16 protein-coding genes and 1 pseudogene are annotated in these 17256 nt (G+C 61.5%); 8 read left to right on the forward strand and 9 right to left on the reverse strand.

Annotated elements, in window-relative coordinates:
• Positions 1-203: 203 nt before the first annotated feature.
• From VK804_RS09370 to VK804_RS09380, 3 genes are read right to left on the reverse strand one after another with little or no spacing between them, the layout of a single operon-like run.
• Positions 204-1073, reverse strand: a complete 870-nt coding sequence (locus VK804_RS09370; RefSeq protein ID WP_325370225.1) for a metal ABC transporter permease — start codon at positions 1071-1073, stop codon at positions 204-206.
• Complete coding sequence (locus VK804_RS09375) at positions 1073-1831, reverse strand: ABC transporter ATP-binding protein (RefSeq protein WP_325370227.1); 759 nt, start codon at positions 1829-1831, stop codon at positions 1073-1075. Before VK804_RS09375 ends, VK804_RS09370 begins: the two co-directional genes overlap by 1 nt.
• 2 nt (positions 1832-1833) lie before the next feature.
• Positions 1834-2034 (reverse strand): hypothetical protein, encoded by a 201-nt coding sequence (locus tag VK804_RS09380; protein WP_325370229.1) that lies wholly within the window; start codon positions 2032-2034, stop codon positions 1834-1836.
• A 903-nt stretch (positions 2035-2937) separates the two neighbouring features.
• Here VK804_RS09380 and VK804_RS09385 point away from each other — a divergent pair.
• Both VK804_RS09385 and VK804_RS09390 read left to right on the forward strand, forming a co-directional pair.
• A complete protein-coding gene (locus VK804_RS09385) occupies positions 2938-4026 on the forward strand; it encodes an NAD-dependent epimerase/dehydratase family protein (protein ID WP_325370231.1) in 1089 nt (362 codons plus the stop codon).
• Between the two features lie 275 nt (positions 4027-4301).
• Positions 4302-5156: an NYN domain-containing protein gene (locus VK804_RS09390; protein WP_325370234.1), complete on the forward strand. Its 855-nt coding sequence runs from the start codon at positions 4302-4304 to the stop codon at positions 5154-5156.
• 103 nt (positions 5157-5259) lie between these two features.
• Here the strand turns inward: VK804_RS09390 and hisC are convergent, their stop codons facing one another.
• The 4 genes and pseudogenes from hisC to VK804_RS09410 form a co-directional block, all read right to left on the reverse strand.
• Positions 5260-6336: a histidinol-phosphate transaminase gene (gene hisC / locus VK804_RS09395; RefSeq protein ID WP_325370236.1), complete on the reverse strand. Its 1077-nt coding sequence runs from the start codon at positions 6334-6336 to the stop codon at positions 5260-5262.
• A 74-nt stretch (positions 6337-6410) separates the two neighbouring features.
• Positions 6411-6911 (reverse strand): hypothetical protein, encoded by a 501-nt coding sequence (locus tag VK804_RS09400; RefSeq protein ID WP_325370238.1) that lies wholly within the window; start codon positions 6909-6911, stop codon positions 6411-6413.
• Positions 6908-7491 (reverse strand): annotated as a pseudogene (locus VK804_RS09405) (permease). The gene VK804_RS09400 and the pseudogene VK804_RS09405 overlap by 4 nt, the downstream one beginning before the upstream one ends.
• 237 nt (positions 7492-7728) lie before the next feature.
• Entirely contained in the window at positions 7729-8325 is a 597-nt protein-coding gene (locus VK804_RS09410) for a superoxide dismutase (RefSeq protein WP_325370240.1), read from the reverse strand.
• Between the two features lie 273 nt (positions 8326-8598).
• Between VK804_RS09410 and VK804_RS09415 the strand changes: the two genes are divergently transcribed.
• Complete coding sequence (locus VK804_RS09415; protein WP_325370242.1) at positions 8599-9018, forward strand: hypothetical protein; 420 nt, start codon at positions 8599-8601, stop codon at positions 9016-9018.
• A 39-nt stretch (positions 9019-9057) separates the two neighbouring features.
• Here the strand turns inward: VK804_RS09415 and VK804_RS09420 are convergent, their stop codons facing one another.
• On the reverse strand, positions 9058-10737 hold the full coding sequence (locus VK804_RS09420) for a caspase family protein (RefSeq protein ID WP_325370244.1): 1680 nt from the start codon (positions 10735-10737) through the stop codon (positions 9058-9060).
• A gap of 227 nt (positions 10738-10964) precedes the next feature.
• On the opposite strand from VK804_RS09420, the gene VK804_RS09425 reads away from it, so the two are divergent.
• A complete protein-coding gene (locus tag VK804_RS09425; protein WP_325370246.1) occupies positions 10965-11492 on the forward strand; it encodes a GNAT family N-acetyltransferase in 528 nt (175 codons plus the stop codon).
• Between the two features lie 108 nt (positions 11493-11600).
• Positions 11601-12044 carry a DUF2147 domain-containing protein gene (locus tag VK804_RS09430; RefSeq protein ID WP_325370248.1) on the forward strand — a complete coding sequence of 148 codons (444 nt, stop codon included), beginning with the start codon at positions 11601-11603 and terminating at the stop codon, positions 12042-12044.
• A gap of 217 nt (positions 12045-12261) precedes the next feature.
• On the opposite strand, the gene VK804_RS09435 is transcribed toward VK804_RS09430, so the two are convergent.
• Complete coding sequence (locus VK804_RS09435) at positions 12262-13107, reverse strand: DUF3108 domain-containing protein (protein ID WP_414642744.1); 846 nt, start codon at positions 13105-13107, stop codon at positions 12262-12264.
• 344 nt (positions 13108-13451) lie between these two features.
• Between VK804_RS09435 and rpmB the strand changes: the two genes are divergently transcribed.
• The 3 genes from rpmB to VK804_RS09450 all read left to right on the forward strand — a co-directional run bounded on the left by rpmB (position 13452) and on the right by VK804_RS09450 (position 16872).
• The gene (rpmB, locus tag VK804_RS09440; RefSeq protein ID WP_325370252.1) at positions 13452-13760 is read left to right on the forward strand and encodes a 50S ribosomal protein L28; all 309 of its coding nucleotides are present in this window, start codon (positions 13452-13454) and stop codon (positions 13758-13760) included.
• Between the two features lie 313 nt (positions 13761-14073).
• Positions 14074-14226, forward strand: coding sequence for a hypothetical protein (locus tag VK804_RS09445; protein ID WP_325370254.1), 153 nt, complete (start codon positions 14074-14076; stop codon positions 14224-14226).
• A 108-nt stretch (positions 14227-14334) separates the two neighbouring features.
• The gene (locus VK804_RS09450; RefSeq protein ID WP_325370279.1) at positions 14335-16872 is read left to right on the forward strand and encodes a TIR domain-containing protein; all 2538 of its coding nucleotides are present in this window, start codon (positions 14335-14337) and stop codon (positions 16870-16872) included.
• Positions 16873-17256: the final 384 nt, after the last annotated feature.

Genomic DNA, 17256 nt, shown 5'->3' on the forward strand with positions numbered 1-17256 from the left:
CCGCCCGCGGATCCGGCAACCGCCCAAAGGCCTTCTTGAACTTCCGCATTCGACCCCCTCCATAATCCGGGAGTCATCTTCAGAATCCGTCTTGCCTTCCAATGCAATAGCCGGTGAAAACCCATATGCGATTCCCCTGCCCGCAAGCGGGAGAGGTGGCGCCGAGCACGTGGCTGCAGGTGATTCTAAATTCATAGATGGCGCTACGCCTCCAGGTGACGCCCGGGAAACATCTGCCGGACCAGGCCACCGACACTTCCGAACAGCACCGAAGCGACATAAAGCCCCGCCGCCACCAGGATGATCGCAGGCCCCGAGGGCACCTTGGTCTGGAACGACAGCACCAGCCCCGCATAGCCCGAGACGACGGCGCTTGCGACCGCGATGCAGATCATGCCGGTGATGTCGCGCGACCAGAATCTCGCGATGCCGGCGGGCAATATCATCAGCCCGACCGCAAGGAGTGTGCCGAGTGCCTGAAAGCCGTTGACGAGGTTGATGACGACGAGCGCGAGAAACAGCAGATGCGACGGCGCGCCGGCGCGGCTCACGGTGCGCAGGAATACAGGATCGACGCTCTCGATCACCAGCGGGCGAAAGATCACCGCCAGCACCAATAGCGTGATGGTGGCGTTGGCCGCGATCACCAGCAGCGTCGCATCGTCCATCGCCAGGATGTTGCCGAACAGCACGTGCAGCAGATCGATGTTGGTGCCCTTGATCGAGACGATGGTGACGCCGAGCGCCAGCGACACCAGGTAGAAGGTGGCAAGCGAAGCGTCCTCCTTCAGCCCGGTCGAGCGCGATACGGCACCGGCGAGAATCGCCACCGCAAAGCCCGCGATCAATCCGCCCGATGTCATCGCGAACAGATTGAGGCCGGACACGAGGAAGCCGATCGCAGCGCCCGGCAGGATCGCATGCGCCATCGCGTCGCCGACCAGGCTCATCCGCCGCAGCATCAGGAACACCCCGATCGGCGCGCCGCCGAGCGCCAGCGCGATCACGGCGGCGAGCGCGCGGCGCATGAATTCGAATTCGGTGAAGGGCGCGATCAGCGCGTCGTACATCATCAGGCGGCCTGTGACGGCAGGTCGTCGACGGCGCAGGCCTCGGCAGTCTCGTCGAAGGCCTCGCACATCCGCCGGGCCTCGAGCAGATTTTCCGCGGTCAATACTTCGGCGGTGGCGCCCCAGGCCACCGGCGTCCGCGCCAGCAGCAGGGTTTCCGGAAAATTCGCGCGCACCAGATCCATGTCGTGCAGCGCTGCCAGCACCGTGCGTTTCTCGGCGTGCCAGCGCCGCACCAGATCAAGCAGATCGGCCGAGGTTTTTGCGTCGATGGCGTTGAAGGGCTCGTCCAGCACGATCAGGCGCGCGTCCTGCAACAGCACGCGGGCAAACAGCATGCGCTGCATCTGCCCGCCGGACAGCGTGCCGATGGCGCGATTCTCGAACCCGTTGAGGCCGACGGAAGCGAGCGCGTTGGCGATCCTGTCGCGCGCACCTCTGCTCATGCCGCCGAAGAAGCCGACACTGCGCCACAGCCCGGTGCCGACGAAATCGTAGACCGAAATCGGAAAGCTGCGGTCGATATCGACCGTCTGCGGCAAATAGGCGATATCCCTGATATCGAGACCGCCGGTTTCGATCGCGCCCGAAAGCGGCTTCAGGATGCCGACCAGCCCGCGAAACAGCGTCGACTTGCCGGCGCCATTGGGCCCGACCACCGCCAGCAGCGCGCCGGACGCCACCTCGCCGTCGAGGTGATGCACGGCCGGATGCCGATCATAGCCCAGCGTGACGTCGCGGAATTTGATCTGCGCGGCCATGCTCATCTCATCGAAAGCCACACGATGCCCCACAAGACGGCGGAGACCGCGACCGCAGCGGCGAACCGCGCCACCACGGTCATGCGCAGGATCGACCACGGCGCGGCCTGCGCCGGATGCGGTGACGCGAGGCCGTGGCTATGGACATGCACGTGGCCATGGGGGTGGCCGTGATCGTGGCTGTGGGAGTGGGGACCATCCATCGAAAAATGTTATATTATAACATTACGGATGTCTACCAATGCGGGCGCTGCGGGCCGGGGCGACAGGCGGTGTGGCGAACACTGTCACTGCCGTGCATCTCGCCTCCCTCACGAGCTTAGCGGGTCGGCGCGAACGCCATCAAAGTGTCATTGCCGGGCTTGACCCGGCAATCCATCCGCTTCGAAAAAGTTTCTTGCGAAGATGATGGATGCCCGGGTCAAGCCCGGGCATGACGAGTGTGTTTTGCGGACACACCGCCGCGATCTCGCCGCATGCTTTTTTGCGCGAGGTATTCCTTTATTCCCGCCCTCCAAACAGAGGGCGCAGGGAATGCCGGGCGGCCGATGCGCCCGATAGTCGTGTGTGCAATGGTAGTGGGTAGAGCGCACACACGTTAGCAGGTCACACCGGAATCACCCGGCATTCCCCACGCAATGGTTTTACGGCTGCTACGTGCTCGCCCCGGTGCTCCGGGCTTGTTGGCCACCGTCGCCCGCGTTCCTTAACGCGAACTTGACACCAGCGTCGGGGTGCCAGAACCACACGATTTCTCCGTCCGCCTCGGATGCCCTTCGTCTTGAAGCACCCTCAGCGTCCACCGCATCCCGCCCCGCGTTTAGTGACGATCGCGAAACGCCCCTCGTCGTGGGGCGGGACGGAACGTAATATAGGATAATCCGAATATTCGGTAAAGCAGAATATTTTTGCCGAGAGGGCTTGACAAGCAGGCCGGATAAGGTCTTTGGGACGTGGGTGATTTGCCCGACGAGGCACAAAGTACGTAGCCCGGATGGAGCGAAGCGCAATCCGGGGAAAAGGCTATGGCGGTCCGATGACCACGGATTGCGCTTCGCTCCATCCGGGCTACGCTTGCTATGAGCTGCGCACCTGGAGTCCGGCAGATGAAGAACAAGAAAGTCGTGGTCGCGGGCGCAACCGGGCTGGTGGGAAGCGCCGCCTTGCGGCACTTCGGCGCGTCAGGGGATTGCGAAGTCGTCGCACTATCGCGCCGAAAGCCGCGCGATCTCCATGGTGCCAGCCATGTTCAGGCCGACCTGACGGATGCCGCGCAATGTGCCCGCGCCGCTCCTCAATTGCTGGGCGCCACCCATCTCGTCTATGCCGCGCTTTATGAGGTGCCGAACCTGGTCGACGGCTGGCGCGACGAGAGCCAGATCAGAATCAACGACCGGATGCTGCGCAATTTGATGGCGGTGCTCGAACCGGCGGCGCCCGCGCTTGCGCATGTCGCGCTGCTGCAGGGCACCAAGGCCTATGGCGTCCAGGTCCGCCCGTTGAAGGTTCCTGCGCGGGAAGGCCGCTCGGAGATGTATGAGCAGCCGAATTTCTATTGGGCGGCGCAGGAGAATTTTTTGCGCGAATTGCAGCACGGCAAGGCCTGGCACTGGAGCATCCTGCGGCCGGTCCTGATCGTGGGCCTGGCGATGGGCGGCGCCATGGATCTGATCCCCCCGCTCGGCGTCTATGCCGCCATGCTGCGCGAACAGGGCCGCCCTCTCGACTATCCCGGCGGCGCGGCGCGGGTGTCGCAGGCGGTCGATGTCGACCTGCTGGCGCGCGCGATTGCCTGGGCCGGCGAGGCTGATGCCGCCCGCAACGAGGCGTTCAACGTCACCAATGGCGACGTGTTCACCTGGGAGAATGTGTGGCCGGCGATTGCAGACGCGCTGGACATGAAGCCGGGCGAAGCGGTCCCGCTGTCGCTGGCGCAAAGCTGGCCGCAATGGATCGCGCCCTGGGAGGCGCTGCGGCGCAAGCACGGTTTGATCTCACCCGGCCTTGAGGCGTTCGTCGGCCTGTCGTTTCAATATGCCGACTACAGCATGCGCCATGGCCAGGCCACACAGGGCCCGCCCTCGATCGTCTCGACCGTCAAGATCAACCAGGCCGGTTTTACCGAGATGATGGACACCGAGGACATGTTTCGAAAATGGTTTCGCTCGGCACGCGCGAGCCGCTTGCTGCCGTGAAGCGGTGACCCGGGCGAGGCCGTGGCGCGCCAAGCATAGCTGCCTTCGGCACCGAAAAATTTCCCGAAATTGACGGTGGAAAGATTGTCGCGGTTCCACTAAGATACTGGAAATTCTTAACAAAATTAAGATTTTGGGTCCATGAACCCTATTGCGCGGCGCGCGTTCTAAGCGTATATAACAATTCACCTCGTGGAGCCCTGCTAGACTATCTAGGGACCGCGAGCCTACCAAAGGGCTCCTGAGGGGGCCCTTTCTATTTGGGGGGTCTTCTGGTGAAGCGCGCCGCCGTATTCGTGGATGCGGGATATCTCTTCGCCCAAGGCAGCGTCGCCTTAACTGGTAGCAAAAAGGCCCGATCCCTTCTCGAACTAAACGAGAGGCTCGCAATCGCCGCGCTGAAGGCCCTTGTAGATCAGAAGGCCGGGCACTGCGAGTTGCTCCGAATTTATTGGTATGATGGAGCTAGCTATCGCGGCCCCACTTTGGAGCAAGACAAACTTGCGCAACTCGACAATGTAAAGCTCCGTCTTGGCCTATTGAATAGTGTCGGCGAACAAAAAGGCGTAGATTCTTTAATCGTAACCGACCTTATCGAATTGGCGCGCTTAGGCGCGATCTGCGATGCAATTCTGCTTTCTGGAGATGAGGACGTTAGAGTCGGCGTTCAGATTGCACAAAACTACGGCGTCCGCGTGCATCTTCTTGGGATAGAGCCAGCCAGGGCCTCCCAGTCTAAGGCCCTTTTACAAGAGGCCGATACGACGAGCGTTTGGGATAAGGCCCTCGTATCAACATTTTTATCTGTGCGCCCCATCGTAACGTCGACAGCGACTCTTGGAACGAGCGCCGGACCCGCTAGTACTGTCGGGATTGTCGTCGAAACGACGGGCGGCGTTTCAAAAATAACCGAAATAGCTACTGCCTTAGTAGCATCCTTAAGCGACGAGGAAGTTAAGGGCGTCTATGCCTTTTGGGAAACCGAACGCGGCGTTCCAAGGGAGTTCGATGGAAAACTGTTGGGCAAGTGCAGGGATGAATTGGGCCGCGATTTAGCGCTCAGGGAGCGGCGAGAGGCAAGAGAGGCATTTGGCGCGGCCGTGAAAGCAAAGGGGCCTGCCCCAGCTTAAATTCCAAACTGAATACCACCCTCCAAGGAATGATGAGGCAGCGCGATTTTGCCAGCCGGGCAACGCGATGGTCGAACCAACCACAAACGACGAGGCGCCACCGTCAGGCAGCCGCCGGCTCGCTACCCAAAATCTCCGCCAATGCCGACAACAGCGCCTCGATTTGCGCATCGGTACCGACGGTGATCCGCAGATAGTCGGAGATGCGCGGCGCGGCAAAATGGCGGACGATCACGGCGCGCTCGCGCAGTGCGGCGGCAAGCCGCGCGCCCTGCTGCGCCGGATGACGGGCGAAGACGAAATTGGCGCATGACGGCAGCACGTCGAAGCCGAGCCGCTGCAGTCCGAGGGTGAGCCGCTCGCGGGCTTCGATGACGCGCGCGCGGGCCTGCTGAAACCAGGCCTCGTCCGCAAGCGAAGCGATGGCGCCGGCCTGGGCGGGCCGGCCGAGCGGATAGGAATTGAAACTGTCCTTGACCCGGGTGAGCGCCTCGATCAGGCCGGCGTCGCCGATCGCATAGCCGACCCGCAAGCCCGCCAGCGACCGGGATTTCGACATGGTCTGAACGACCAGGAGGTTCGGATGCGAGGCAACCAGCGGGATCGCGGTCTCGGCGCCGAAATCGACATAGGCCTCGTCGATCACGACGGGAGCGTCGGGATGCTGCTCCAGCAGCGTCGCGATCTCCGCCCGTGACAGCGCAATCCCCGTCGGCGCGTTCGGATTGGGCAGGACCAGCGCGCCGGCCGGCCGTAGGTAGTCGGCGATGCGGATCTGCATGGCCGCATCGAGCGGCACCGTCTCGTAGGCGATGCCGAACAGGCGGCAGTAGACCGGATAGAAACTATAGGTGATGTCCGGGAACAGCAGCGGCGCATCGTGCTTCAGCAGAGCGGCGAAGGCGTGCGCCAGCACCTCGTCCGAGCCGTTGCCGACGAACACCTGCTCTGGCCGCACCTGATGGTAGCTGGCCAGGGCGGCCCGCAGCGCTGACGCCTGCGGGTCCGGATAGAGCCGCAGCGCATCGGTTGCCTCGCCGTGGATCGCCTCCAGCACGCGCGGCGAAGGACCAATCGGATTTTCATTGGTGTTGAGCTTGACCAGCTCCGCCATGCGCGGCTGCTCGCCCGGCACATAGGGCTTCAAGTCGTGCGTCAAGCGGCTCCAGAAACGGCTCATTTCTTTATCCAGGTCTCATTGCAACGGCGGCGCGGCGAATGGAGACCGCGCAATCGCTGCCAGCCCGCAAGGTATTACGGCTTGCCGACCGCCATCGCAATCGCGGCGGCCAGGAACGGAAACGGCAGCGACACCGCGGCACGAAACCAGACGAAGCGCGCCGGCATGAAGGGGATTTCCCACAGCAACAGCCGCTGGAAGGCGAACAGCGCCCAGGCGATGACATAGGCGATCACCTGCGGCGGGCCGCCGCCGGCCTTCAGCGCCACAGCTCCAATGGAGAAGCCGACCACCGGGCCGCCCGGGGTGGCGGCGCCCGCGATCACGGCGGTGAGCACGCCGAGCCAGCCGCTATTTGGCCCCAGCCAGCCGGTGATGATTTCCTGCGGGATCACGGCGGCGATATAGCCCGAGCCGATCACGCCCAGCGCGATCCGCGGCACGATCCGCACGAAATCCATGGAGCCTTCGCGCAGCGAGGCGGTCAGGATGTTCGGGCCACGCTGGAACGCGATGAATCCGACGGCTGCGACCGAACCCCACAGGATGATGTCGATGAGTAGCGCCGCGCTCATTCGACCGCGCCCTTCGCCGGATACATCCTGACATAGACGAAGCGCCCGAGCGCGCCTGCCAGGACCGGCAGCGGCAGCGAGATCAGCACCCGCCATAGCGTGAAGTCGGTGCCCATGATCGGCAATTCCCAGGCCACCGCGCGGCCATAGCCGATCAGGGTCCAGCTCACGACCATCGAAATGGTGGCGCCGAAATCGGCGCCGACCGTGAGCAATGCGCTCGCCACCGGATAGGCGGTGAAGGGACCGCCCGGCAGGATCGCGCCGAACGCGGTGCCGATCAAAAGGCCCTTCAGGCCCGATTGCGGACCGAGCGAGCGCGACACCTTTTCGTGCGGCAATATTTCCGCGATGAAGGCCCCTAGCAGGCAGCCCGCCAGCACGCGCGGCAGGATGCCGCCGAACAGCCAGAGATCGTGGTTCAAAATTTCGGTGACGCCCTGATGCCGTCGCGCCTGTAGACCAGGGCCGCGCTGACCGCGACCAATACGCCGATCATGATCATCGACCAGCCGACGGGTTTTCGGATGTGCCCGGGACGCGGTTCGCCGTCCGCGGCGGCGGGCGCCGGGTCTTTCAGGGGGATTTCTGTCAAGGCAATGGGTCTGGGACGCGGTGGCGGTTCGAACCTGCTTAGTCGCGCGGATTGGGCGATGCAAACGGAAGTGTGACGAAATCCATGCGCGCCTCGGTGAGGCCCATGCGCTCGTCAGTCATTCCGGGGCGATGCGCTAGCATCGAACCCGGAATCTCGAGATTCCGGGTCTGGTCCTTCGGACCATCCCGGAATGACGGCGTGCAATGACGGAGTGCGCTGTCAGAGCTTCGAGAACATTTCGTCGACATGCTCCCAGTTGATCAGGTGATCGCAAAACGCCTTCAGATAGTCGGGGCGGCGGTTGCGATAATCGATGTAGTAGGAGTGCTCCCAGACGTCGCAGCCGAGGATCGGCGTGCCGCCATGGACCAGCGGGCTCTCGCCATTGGCCGTCTTGGTGATTTCCAGCTTGCCGCCCTTCATCGTCAGCCAGCACCAGCCCGAGCCGAACTGGCCGACGCCGGCGGCGGCGAAATCGGTCTTGAATTTTTCGAGGCCGCCGAGGTCCTCGGTGATCTTCTTTTCCAGCCGGCCAGGCAATTTGCTGCCGCCGCCATTGGGCTTCATCCATTGCCAGAAATGCAGATGGTTGTAGTGCTGGCCGGCATTGTTGAAAACGGCGGCATTCTTGCCGAACGAAGCCTTGACGATCTCCTCCAGGGACTTGCCCTCGAATTCAGTCCCCTTGATCGCGTTGTTGCCGTTGGTGACGTAGGCCTGGTGATGCTTGTCGTGGTGATATTCCAGCGTTTCCTTGGACATATGAGGTGCAAGGGCGTCATAGGCGTAAGGCAGGGGGGGAAGCGTAAAGGTCATGGGGTGATGTCCGAAATGATGGGAGAATTGGCTTAACGGGGACCCTTATAGAAGGTTCCATCGCGCTTAAACACCGCATTTTCGCGGGGCAGGCCGTCCCGCCGACGGCACGGGCCATTTGCAAACCATCGCATCCTGCAATTAAATCAGGGATCGCCGGGAATTCCGATCACGAACGTCTGGGGGGTGAAGATGGCAATCCGACTGATCCGTAGCCTTGCGGCCATTGCCGCTTTGATGGCGCTATCGCCTGTCTCAGGCGATGCGGCGACCATGATCCGCGCGAAATTCATCGTCGACGGGCTTGCGAACTGCCAGCAACCCGCGCTGCAGAACTTTGCCGTTCGTATCGAGGGCTCGGGCGAGCTCGCCACCGACCGCACCGCGAACCTCAGCTTGAGCTCATCCTTCGGCGGACGGGAAAACTATACGGGCAAGCTTGGCGGCAAGCCAAGCGAGGCACTGGGCGGCTCGGCCTCCGTGCGTGTCGTCAACAGGCACACATTGCAGGCGGTGCGAGAATACCCCAACAACCTGGTTCTCGTGTACATGACCGTGATCGGCAATTCCTGCAGCCTGCGGGTCGAGAACCGGCTCAAGCCGGGTAGACGTCAATACTCCTTCACCAGCAATATGGGCGTGGCCCTTTGCTCGAAGCCGCGCGTGACACACGCGGAATGCACGCCTTATTGAGCCGCCGATGAGCGAGCGTCCGGTGCACCAGCCGGCGCTTCACTCGCAGACCGAGGCACCGTTGTAGACGAAACACCTGCCGCCGTGCCCGGCGGGCGAGCGCCGCTCGCGATGGGCCACGACTTTCGGCGCGCGCTCGGGACGCGGGCGGCAGGTGCCGTTCGGGCCCAGCACTTGATCGCTGTCGCAGGTGATCTTGACGCAGCGATCGCCGTCGGCGCGGAAGCCGCGGTCGCAATCGAGCGGACAGACCCGCCCGGCCCTCGCCTTCACCGCATCGAGCGCATCGAGGCTGGCGAGCTTGACGTCGAATTTGGTGCCGGCGTGGTCGTTGAACGACGACAGCGCCTTTCGGGCCGCCGCATTCCATTCACTGTCGATGTCGCCGGTCTTGCAGCCGACGCGCCGCAACTCGGATTGCAACAGCCGGGGAAGGTCTTGCGCGGGGGCGGTGGATCTCGCCGCCTCCGGCGCGGCCGGCGGCGTCAGCTCCGCAACGACGGGAGCTGCCGGTTCGGCGGGCTTGTCAGCCTTCGCCGGCGGCGACTGGGCGATTTTTGCCTCTTCAAGCTTTTTGGCCTGCTCGGCTTCAACCTTGGCTTTTTCGGCCGCCAGGCGCTCGGCTTCGGCTGCCTTCGAGGCCGCAGCGGCCCTGGCCTGCTCGCTGGCCCTGGCACCTTCGGCGGCAAGTCTTGCCTGCTCGTCCGCCGCGGCATGGGCTTTTTCGGTCGCAGCCACCTGGGCCGCCTCGGCGGCAAGCTTGTTGCGCTGGGCCTTGGCCAGATCGGTATAGAAGCCCGTGGGATGCGCGGCGACGAAGGAATCCCAGGCTTCCCTCGTGCCGACGCGTTCGGCGAGTTCATAGTCGCGGCGGATCTCGGTGTTGGCGTTGCCGCCGGCGGGGAGCGGCGCCGAGGGCGCCGGCACCAGCGTCACGTCGTTGCCGCCGAGCGAATTCGTGGTGTACGGCTCCTGCTGGTTACCGGTCGCGCTCATCACGTCGTCGCGGACATAGCCGAAGGCCTTTCGGATATCGAGGCCGGGCGTGGTCAGGTGCTTGATAAGCGCCGCCGAAAACGGGCTGTTCTTTCCGTCGCCGTCGAGCGCGGTCGAGCCCTCCTTCGCGGCAAAGGCGATGAACGTATTCGGCTTGTTGGCCTCGACGCCGACGAGGCCCCGCCCGACCGAACGCGAGGCCAGCGTCCGCTTCATCTTCTTGGCGAAGGGATTGTCGCGGCAGGCGTCGAGGATCACGAGCCGCAGATGCGTGGCGGGCTCGACCGCCAGCAGGATGCGGTTCAGCGAAACGGCTTCGTCTTCGGCATCGGCGTCGCGTTCCAGCACGGCGTCGACGGGAACGACATAGTTGCTGCCGTCGACCTCGAGCCCATGGCCGGCGAAATAGACTACCGCGATATCGGCGCCCCGCGCCTTGTCGCCGAAATCGCGCAGCGCGCGGCGCATCTCCTGCGATTTGAGGTCGCGGCGCGAATCGATCACATCGAAATCCGCCCGCTTGAACATCTCGGTGATGGCGGCGGCATCATTGGCGGGATTGGTCAACGCGGGGGCGTTCTGGTAGTTCGAGTTGCCGATCACCAGCGCCACGCGCTTGGCGGCCATGGCGGACGGACTGGCAAAGCAGATTGCCAACAGAGCAGCTACCAGGGCGGCGAGCCGGCGCATCGATATTCCCAGATCCAGAACGGCGAAAATCATATCATTTGTCGTTATGACAGCAAGGCGGTTCAACTCTGATCTGTGATCAAGGTCACCAACCAAATGCTGTTTCCAATGGCGTGCCCCGGATGCTGCGCAGCACGCCGCGCTTGCGGCGTGGTGCGCTGCTGATTCGGGGTCCAGACTGCGTTTTTTGGGTCCCGCCTCTGCGGCGTATCGCCGAAGAGGCGCTGCACCGCGTCCGGGACAAGTGTCGTGAGGGTGGAATGAGCATCGAAATCGAAGTGCTGAACGGCGACGCATCGTGGCCGCTGGCAGAGCCATTGTTCAATGCGATCTGGCCGCCGCATGTGGTGGAAAAGCTGCCCTGGGGCCGCTTCACCACCGCCTATCCGGAATGGCGGGTGCTGCTTCAGGCCGATCCGGAGGGCGTCGTCTGCCATGTCGGGGTCCAGCGCCGCGACGTCAAATGGAACGGCCGCAAGATGCGGGCCGGCGGCATCGGCGGCGTCCTGACCCACGAGGGGTTTCGGCGCCGCGGCTATGCCAGCCTTGCCCTCAATGCCGCGATTCAATTCTTGAGGGACGAAGGCTCGATCGATTTCGCGCTGCTGTTTTGCGAGCCGCACAACGTGGCATTCTATGTGGGCCGCGGCTGGAAGCCGTTCGAGGGCGAGATTTTCTGCGATCAGCCCGAGGGGCGGATTCGCTACGACGCCACGGCGCCCTACGTCTTCGACATCAGGCGCGCGCCGCAGCGGGGCACCATCGACCTCTGCGGGCTGCCGTGGTGAGCCCTGCGGCCGTTGGTTTTGCGGTGGGGCAAATGAGCGCGGCAGGGCTGATCCGGCATTGCACGAATGGAATTTGCTGCTAAGCAGGCGCGCTTTTTGGGGGACGCGATGGCGCGCAGAACAGGATTTGTTTTCATGATTTTGGCGGCGTTGCTGGTCCCGCCGGCGGCGCACGCGCAGGAGAGCGGCGAGGCAAGCGGTACCTGGCTGACGCAAGCGGGCGATGCCAAGGTGCGCGTCAGCCGATGCGGCGGCGGCATTTGCGGCGTCGTGGTGTGGCTGCGAGACCCGATCAATCCAGCGACCGGCAAACCCCAGGTCGATGACAAGAACCCCAATCCGGCACTCGCCAGACGCCCGATGATCGGGCTGCCGCTGTTCATGGGCATGCGTCCATCGGGCCCGAACAGATGGTCAGGCCAGATCTACAACGCCGATGACGGCAACAGCTATGCCAGCAACGTTTCGGTGGCGGGTCCGGATGCGCTGCGGGTCGAAGGCTGCGTCGGCGCGCTGTGCGGCGGCGAGACCTGGACGCGGGCCGAGCGGTGACGCCAGATTAGTCTGGAGTTGACAGCAGCCATCGATCGCTCATCCCTCTCCTCGGGGCAAGGCGCAGTGCCAGCGCTCCCTCGCCCCGCTCTTGCGGGGAGAGGGCTGGGGTGAGGGGCTGTCTCGGCATCGAGACTCGCTGAGAGTCCCCTCACCCGAAATTCGCTACCGCGAATTTCGACCTCTCCCCGCAAGCGGGGAGAGGTGATATGGGTCCTCAATTCGTCTTCGCCACCCTTGGCGGCGTCGCGGTGGTGATGAACGATGTCGCTTCCAGCATCGCGGGGCCGAGCGGCGTCGGGATCTTCATCCAGAACGGCACCAGGATGCGGGTTCCGGCCACAGGCGCGAACGCGATCTCGATGTTGCGCTGGGCGGTGAGATACCTGATCACGGCGCGGTCGGGGATATAGCCTGCGACCGGCGAGAAGTAGATCGCGCAGACCACGACCGGGCCAAAATAGCCGTGCTCGGCCTTCACCGTTTCCATGCGCTTGAAATCGAGCTTCAGGTCATAGCGCATGCGGCCGTCGAACACCGCAGCCCCGGTGTGGCAGGCCTCGGGCGTGAGCGGGTCTGATGTGCCGGGCACGCGCAGCATCGATCCCGTCATCGGATCGTAGACGCTGTGGCGATGCGCCTCGGTGATCGGGATACGGTCCGGATCGACCGGCGGCTCCGGCTCGATGCCGTATTCCTTCACGTTGCCGTTCGACAGCACCATGTGGATGGCTTCGGACTTCTTCGACGTCGTGGTGGAGGCGGAATAATTGGTCGAGACCAGCGCGCCGTTGACGACGCGGCCCTGGGCGGCGCCGGTTCCCGAGCCGTTGGAGAGCGTCTTGAGCAGGCCCGAGGTGCCGCCGGAGGCCGCGGCGGAAAACTGGTCCTCGCCGATGTCGATGGTCCAGGCGCCCTTGCCGACGGGAATGCCCGCCAGCGTCGCCTCATATTGCGCCTCCAGATGCCCCTGCGCCAAAGCCGCCTGCGGCGCCAGCCACCACAGAGCCAGCGCGCCCGAAAGCGCCCGCAGCACCGCCTTGGCCGGAAGCGGTGGGATCATGCTCTGCGTGGTCACCAGGGGACGGTCCATCGATACGCGCGTTGGGTAAATCATTTAAGCAGAAATAGCCCGCAGGCAACGGACAGAAGCGGCTTTGGTGAACTTGCGAAAACCAAACCCGCCAAAACGCACGGAACCCTCCATTTCGCCGCGGAATGCGCCGTTTATATGATCGGCAGCCGCCTCAAACGCCCGTGAAACCTCGGTTTTCAGGCCCGGTTTTTGCCGCAAAACCTTGACGCCCCGGGCATCCCGCCCTATAGGTCCGCCGCTCCCTAGAGGACCAAAATTTTGAACCCCCAAGCGCGAAAGCGCGCCGTGGGGAAGGCAGAGGATTTATCGAGATGTCGCGGCGCTGCGAACTGACGGCCAAGGGTCCGCAAGTGGGCCACACGGTCAGCCACTCCAACATCAAGACCAAGCGGCGCTTCCTGCCGAACCTGTGCAACGTCACCTTCATCTCCGACGTGCTGGGCCGGAACGTCCGCCTGCGCGTCTCCACCAACGCCATCAAGAGCGTCGACCACAATGGCGGGCTGGACGCGTTTTTGATCAAGGCGAAGGCCGGCGTGCTGTCGCCGCGCGCGCTGGATTTGAAGCGCGCGATCGAGAAGAAGAAGGCTGCGCCAGCGGCGGAGAAGAAAGCGGGCTGAGGCGGGGAACACAGCGCCTGCGGCAGGGGCCACTACAAAAAACGCGAAAACAACCCCATGCAAAGTAGAATGCCGGGCTGGCGCCGCGTCCGGGCCCGAGACGGGAATGGTCCGTCGTGGTACCCTCAACCCAATCCCATCTCGCTGCAGGGATTAGAGCTTTTGGATGGCCGGGTCGAAAGACCCGGCTGTTTTTGTTTTGGGACTCCATCAGCCGTTGACAGGCTCTGATGTAGCCGCCTTCGAAATGTGCTAGAATTCCAGCATGAGTAGTCGAAAGAATTCCCCCGACAAAACCAAGATTTCCGGATTTGTGATCGGCCGCGAGCGCTTCTCAAAAATCAGCGCGGTCGAAGGTATCGAACTCTCCGCCGCCATGAAAAAGCGCATCAGCGATTCCGATCGCAAGGGGCTAACGGCCAAGCAACGCCGTGCGGCGATTATTCACGCGCACCGAGGCGGTTGAGCGCTTGTAGCTAAGTTGATCAAACGTCTAGAATGATCGCAGATCGAGCCTAGAGAAAAGGCGTCGCCGAAAGGTGAGAACCATGAGCGCGAGAGTATTTCTTTCTCTATCCTTCGTCGACGCAAATTCGTCTCCGAGGTGCGCCAAAGATTGCCTACCGGGCTTGCCTATTTTTACCAAAAGAGTTTCGAAAACGGCAAACGTCTGCTGGAGGAAATGGAGCGCACCGTCCAAGACGCGCTTGTTTTTGTTTTATTTGCTTCAAAGATCGGGCAGCAATCGCCGTGGGTGGGCTTCGAAATAGATCAGGCTAGGCTGCAGCAAATACAAAAGAAAAATCATCGGATATTGGTATTTCCAACTGACCGCGAAGTAGGATTATCGGACCTACCGGAATGGCTCCGCAGCCATTGGATCGCGCGCGCTGGCTGGTCTGCGCCCGACATAGCGCGGTACATCACAGGCGTCCTCCTTGAACCAAATGTTGGCGTGTCTCCTGGAGCTGTCCGTGTTATCGGCCGCGGAAAAACCCTCGATAGGTTAGAGCAAATCGCAGCCGATAATTACGCGCGAACGCGCGTCAGCCCTAACGTGTATTTTTTAACTGGCTTTCGGGGTATTGGGAGAAGAACGTTTGCATCCTACTACATTCGCAATGCTTTGGCCGCTGATGCGAATCTAGCGTTCGGCCCAACCTTGCCACTCTCTGCCTCAGCGGACCTTGTCGATCTTTTTCAGGCGCTCAGAACCGAAATTACGCCGGTGCTTCCAGCGGATGTCGCTCTTAAGGAAAGACAGGCCTTCGAAAATCTTTCGCTAGATACGCAGATCGCCGAAATTATCCGACTCATCCGGCATTTCAGCACACTGGGCCAGGCAGTTACGTTTGTGTCTGCGGGCGGCTTTTTTGAAGACAGAGGCGACCCAAAAGAGTGGGTGATCCCACTGTTATCGGGTGTACCGAACACAGCAACGATTTTCTTAATCAGCAATCGTCAGATACCGCCTGAAGTTATCCAATCAATCGGCAATGTAGTTCAGATGCGCATCGAGGAACTTGATGATAAGGATATTCGCGCATTGATGATTCGAACGGCCGAACGTTTGAGGGTGCAGAACTTCTCTGTCTCGGACGAGCTTGTGCGTGCCATAGGCGGTCACGCTGACGTCGCAAATGCGGCGGTAAGATTGTCCGCCATCAAGGGCGTTCACATTCTCGAACGCGATCCTCGTCAGCTATTCAACATTCAAACAACTATTCTCGGCGAGAATATCGAAGGCAATGCGCTAACGGAGCCACAAAAGAAGATTCTTTCATTGTTGAGTTGGGTGCCCGGGCTAAATGGGGACCTGTTAGAAAAAGTTCTGATATCGGACGGCCTGACATCTGAGGAATTTATAATATCCATCGAGAACCTGATTCTTGGTTGTCTCGTGGTGGCGACAGGGTCGAGCTTCTCTATCTCGCCCGCGATTCGTTTCGTGTTCCGTCGATTCAATATAACGCCTCCGACACTCTTGAAGAAATTCTCTCAGCAGCTTTCGCGGGAATGGAAAGCGGCCGAAACAAAAGGAGAATTCAGAAATGATTTGTTCGAGGCGTTTGTATTCATGCACGCTCTCGAAGGCGCCGCCTTGCCACCCGAATTACTTCCGCTCCTCACGCCGGGCACTCTCGTTGACGTCCTGCGTGAAAACTATGCTCGCGGGAAGGACGATCCAAAAATACTCGAGCAAGTTATCCGTTGGGGCAAGCTCTCAGATCAAATGAAGATGAGTGAGGCGACACGAGAAGAGGTCTTGTCCACGGTCGCACGCGCAAATATTAGGCTAGGGAAATATTCCGACGCGGATAAAATCATTAATGCCATGAGTTCGAAGGGGTATCGCTCTGTTCCTTTTCTCCGCGGGCACTCTTTCCGAAGGCAACGTAACTATGCGAAAGCGATTGATCTCTTAGTCGAGGCAACAAGAGACAGAAAATTAAACCGATCCGCAGTGCACGAGCTAGCTCTCGCATATAAGAAATCTGGCAGACTAAATGAACTGCGGAAGCTTTTGACTAAACATGAAGAATTGATACGCGATAGTGCCATGTTCGCCGACTTCCAAATTGGCGTTGATCTCGCGCGAAACGATCTGGTAGCCGCGGAACAGGCGATAAACCGGTTGCGAAGAATGCCAGACGACACGGGCCAGTCGGATCTTCGGCTTGCCCAATTACTTATGAGGCGCCAGAATTTCAAGGAAGCAAACCAATTGCTAACGCGTCTAATAGGTAGAGATGGATCTGACAATCTTCGGATAAGGTCGATAAGGGCTGTTTGCGCTGCGCGAGATGGCGATTTTAAGATGGCACAGCAGGACATTGATTTCGTCAGCGAATTTCCCGCCTGGAGTGATGCTTTGGCGCATCTTAAAGCTAGCCTCCTTATTGAGCAAAAGCGCCCTGGCGAGGCTCGCAAATTACTCGACGCAATCGCTACCAAGGGTCCGGAAGAATGGATCCTATTTGCGCGCGCTTTGGATAGTGAGGCAGATCTACCGGATACGCTATTGGTTGACGCACAGGAACTTAGACGAAGGGCGGCGGAAATTCGAGCCCAATACAACTTTGCATTAGAGTACGATTTTGCCGAATCGTGAGTTCGAGCGAGAATAGAACTATATAAGAATCCGGGTGGGGCCATCGCGTTTTTGACGACATATCTGTCTCCCAGAGGGGCCCGGCGCAGCCGTTCCAAGGCCTAACCCTTCGGGGTGAGCTTCGTACGTCCAAGGGGAGAACTGGGCATGGAGCGCGAAAAGGCCCGCAAAGTAGGGCCTGGCAATCGCGACGCTGGGTCTGCTGCTTGCGACCCTTGCATCCAATTCCCCCGCCCTCGCCCAATCCGGCAGCGTCGGTGGCTCGGTCGGCCCCAGCGAAAAAACAATCTCCGGCGAGCGAAGTGCCGTAGAGCCGGCCCCGCCGCCGCCACCTCCTGCAACCCCCGCGCGGCGGACGGAGACACATCCTGGTCCCCGAACTGC

Origin of the sequence: Bradyrhizobium sp. (genome assembly GCF_035484855.1) — a bacterium.
Classification (GTDB): Bacteria; Pseudomonadota; Alphaproteobacteria; order Rhizobiales; family Xanthobacteraceae; genus Bradyrhizobium.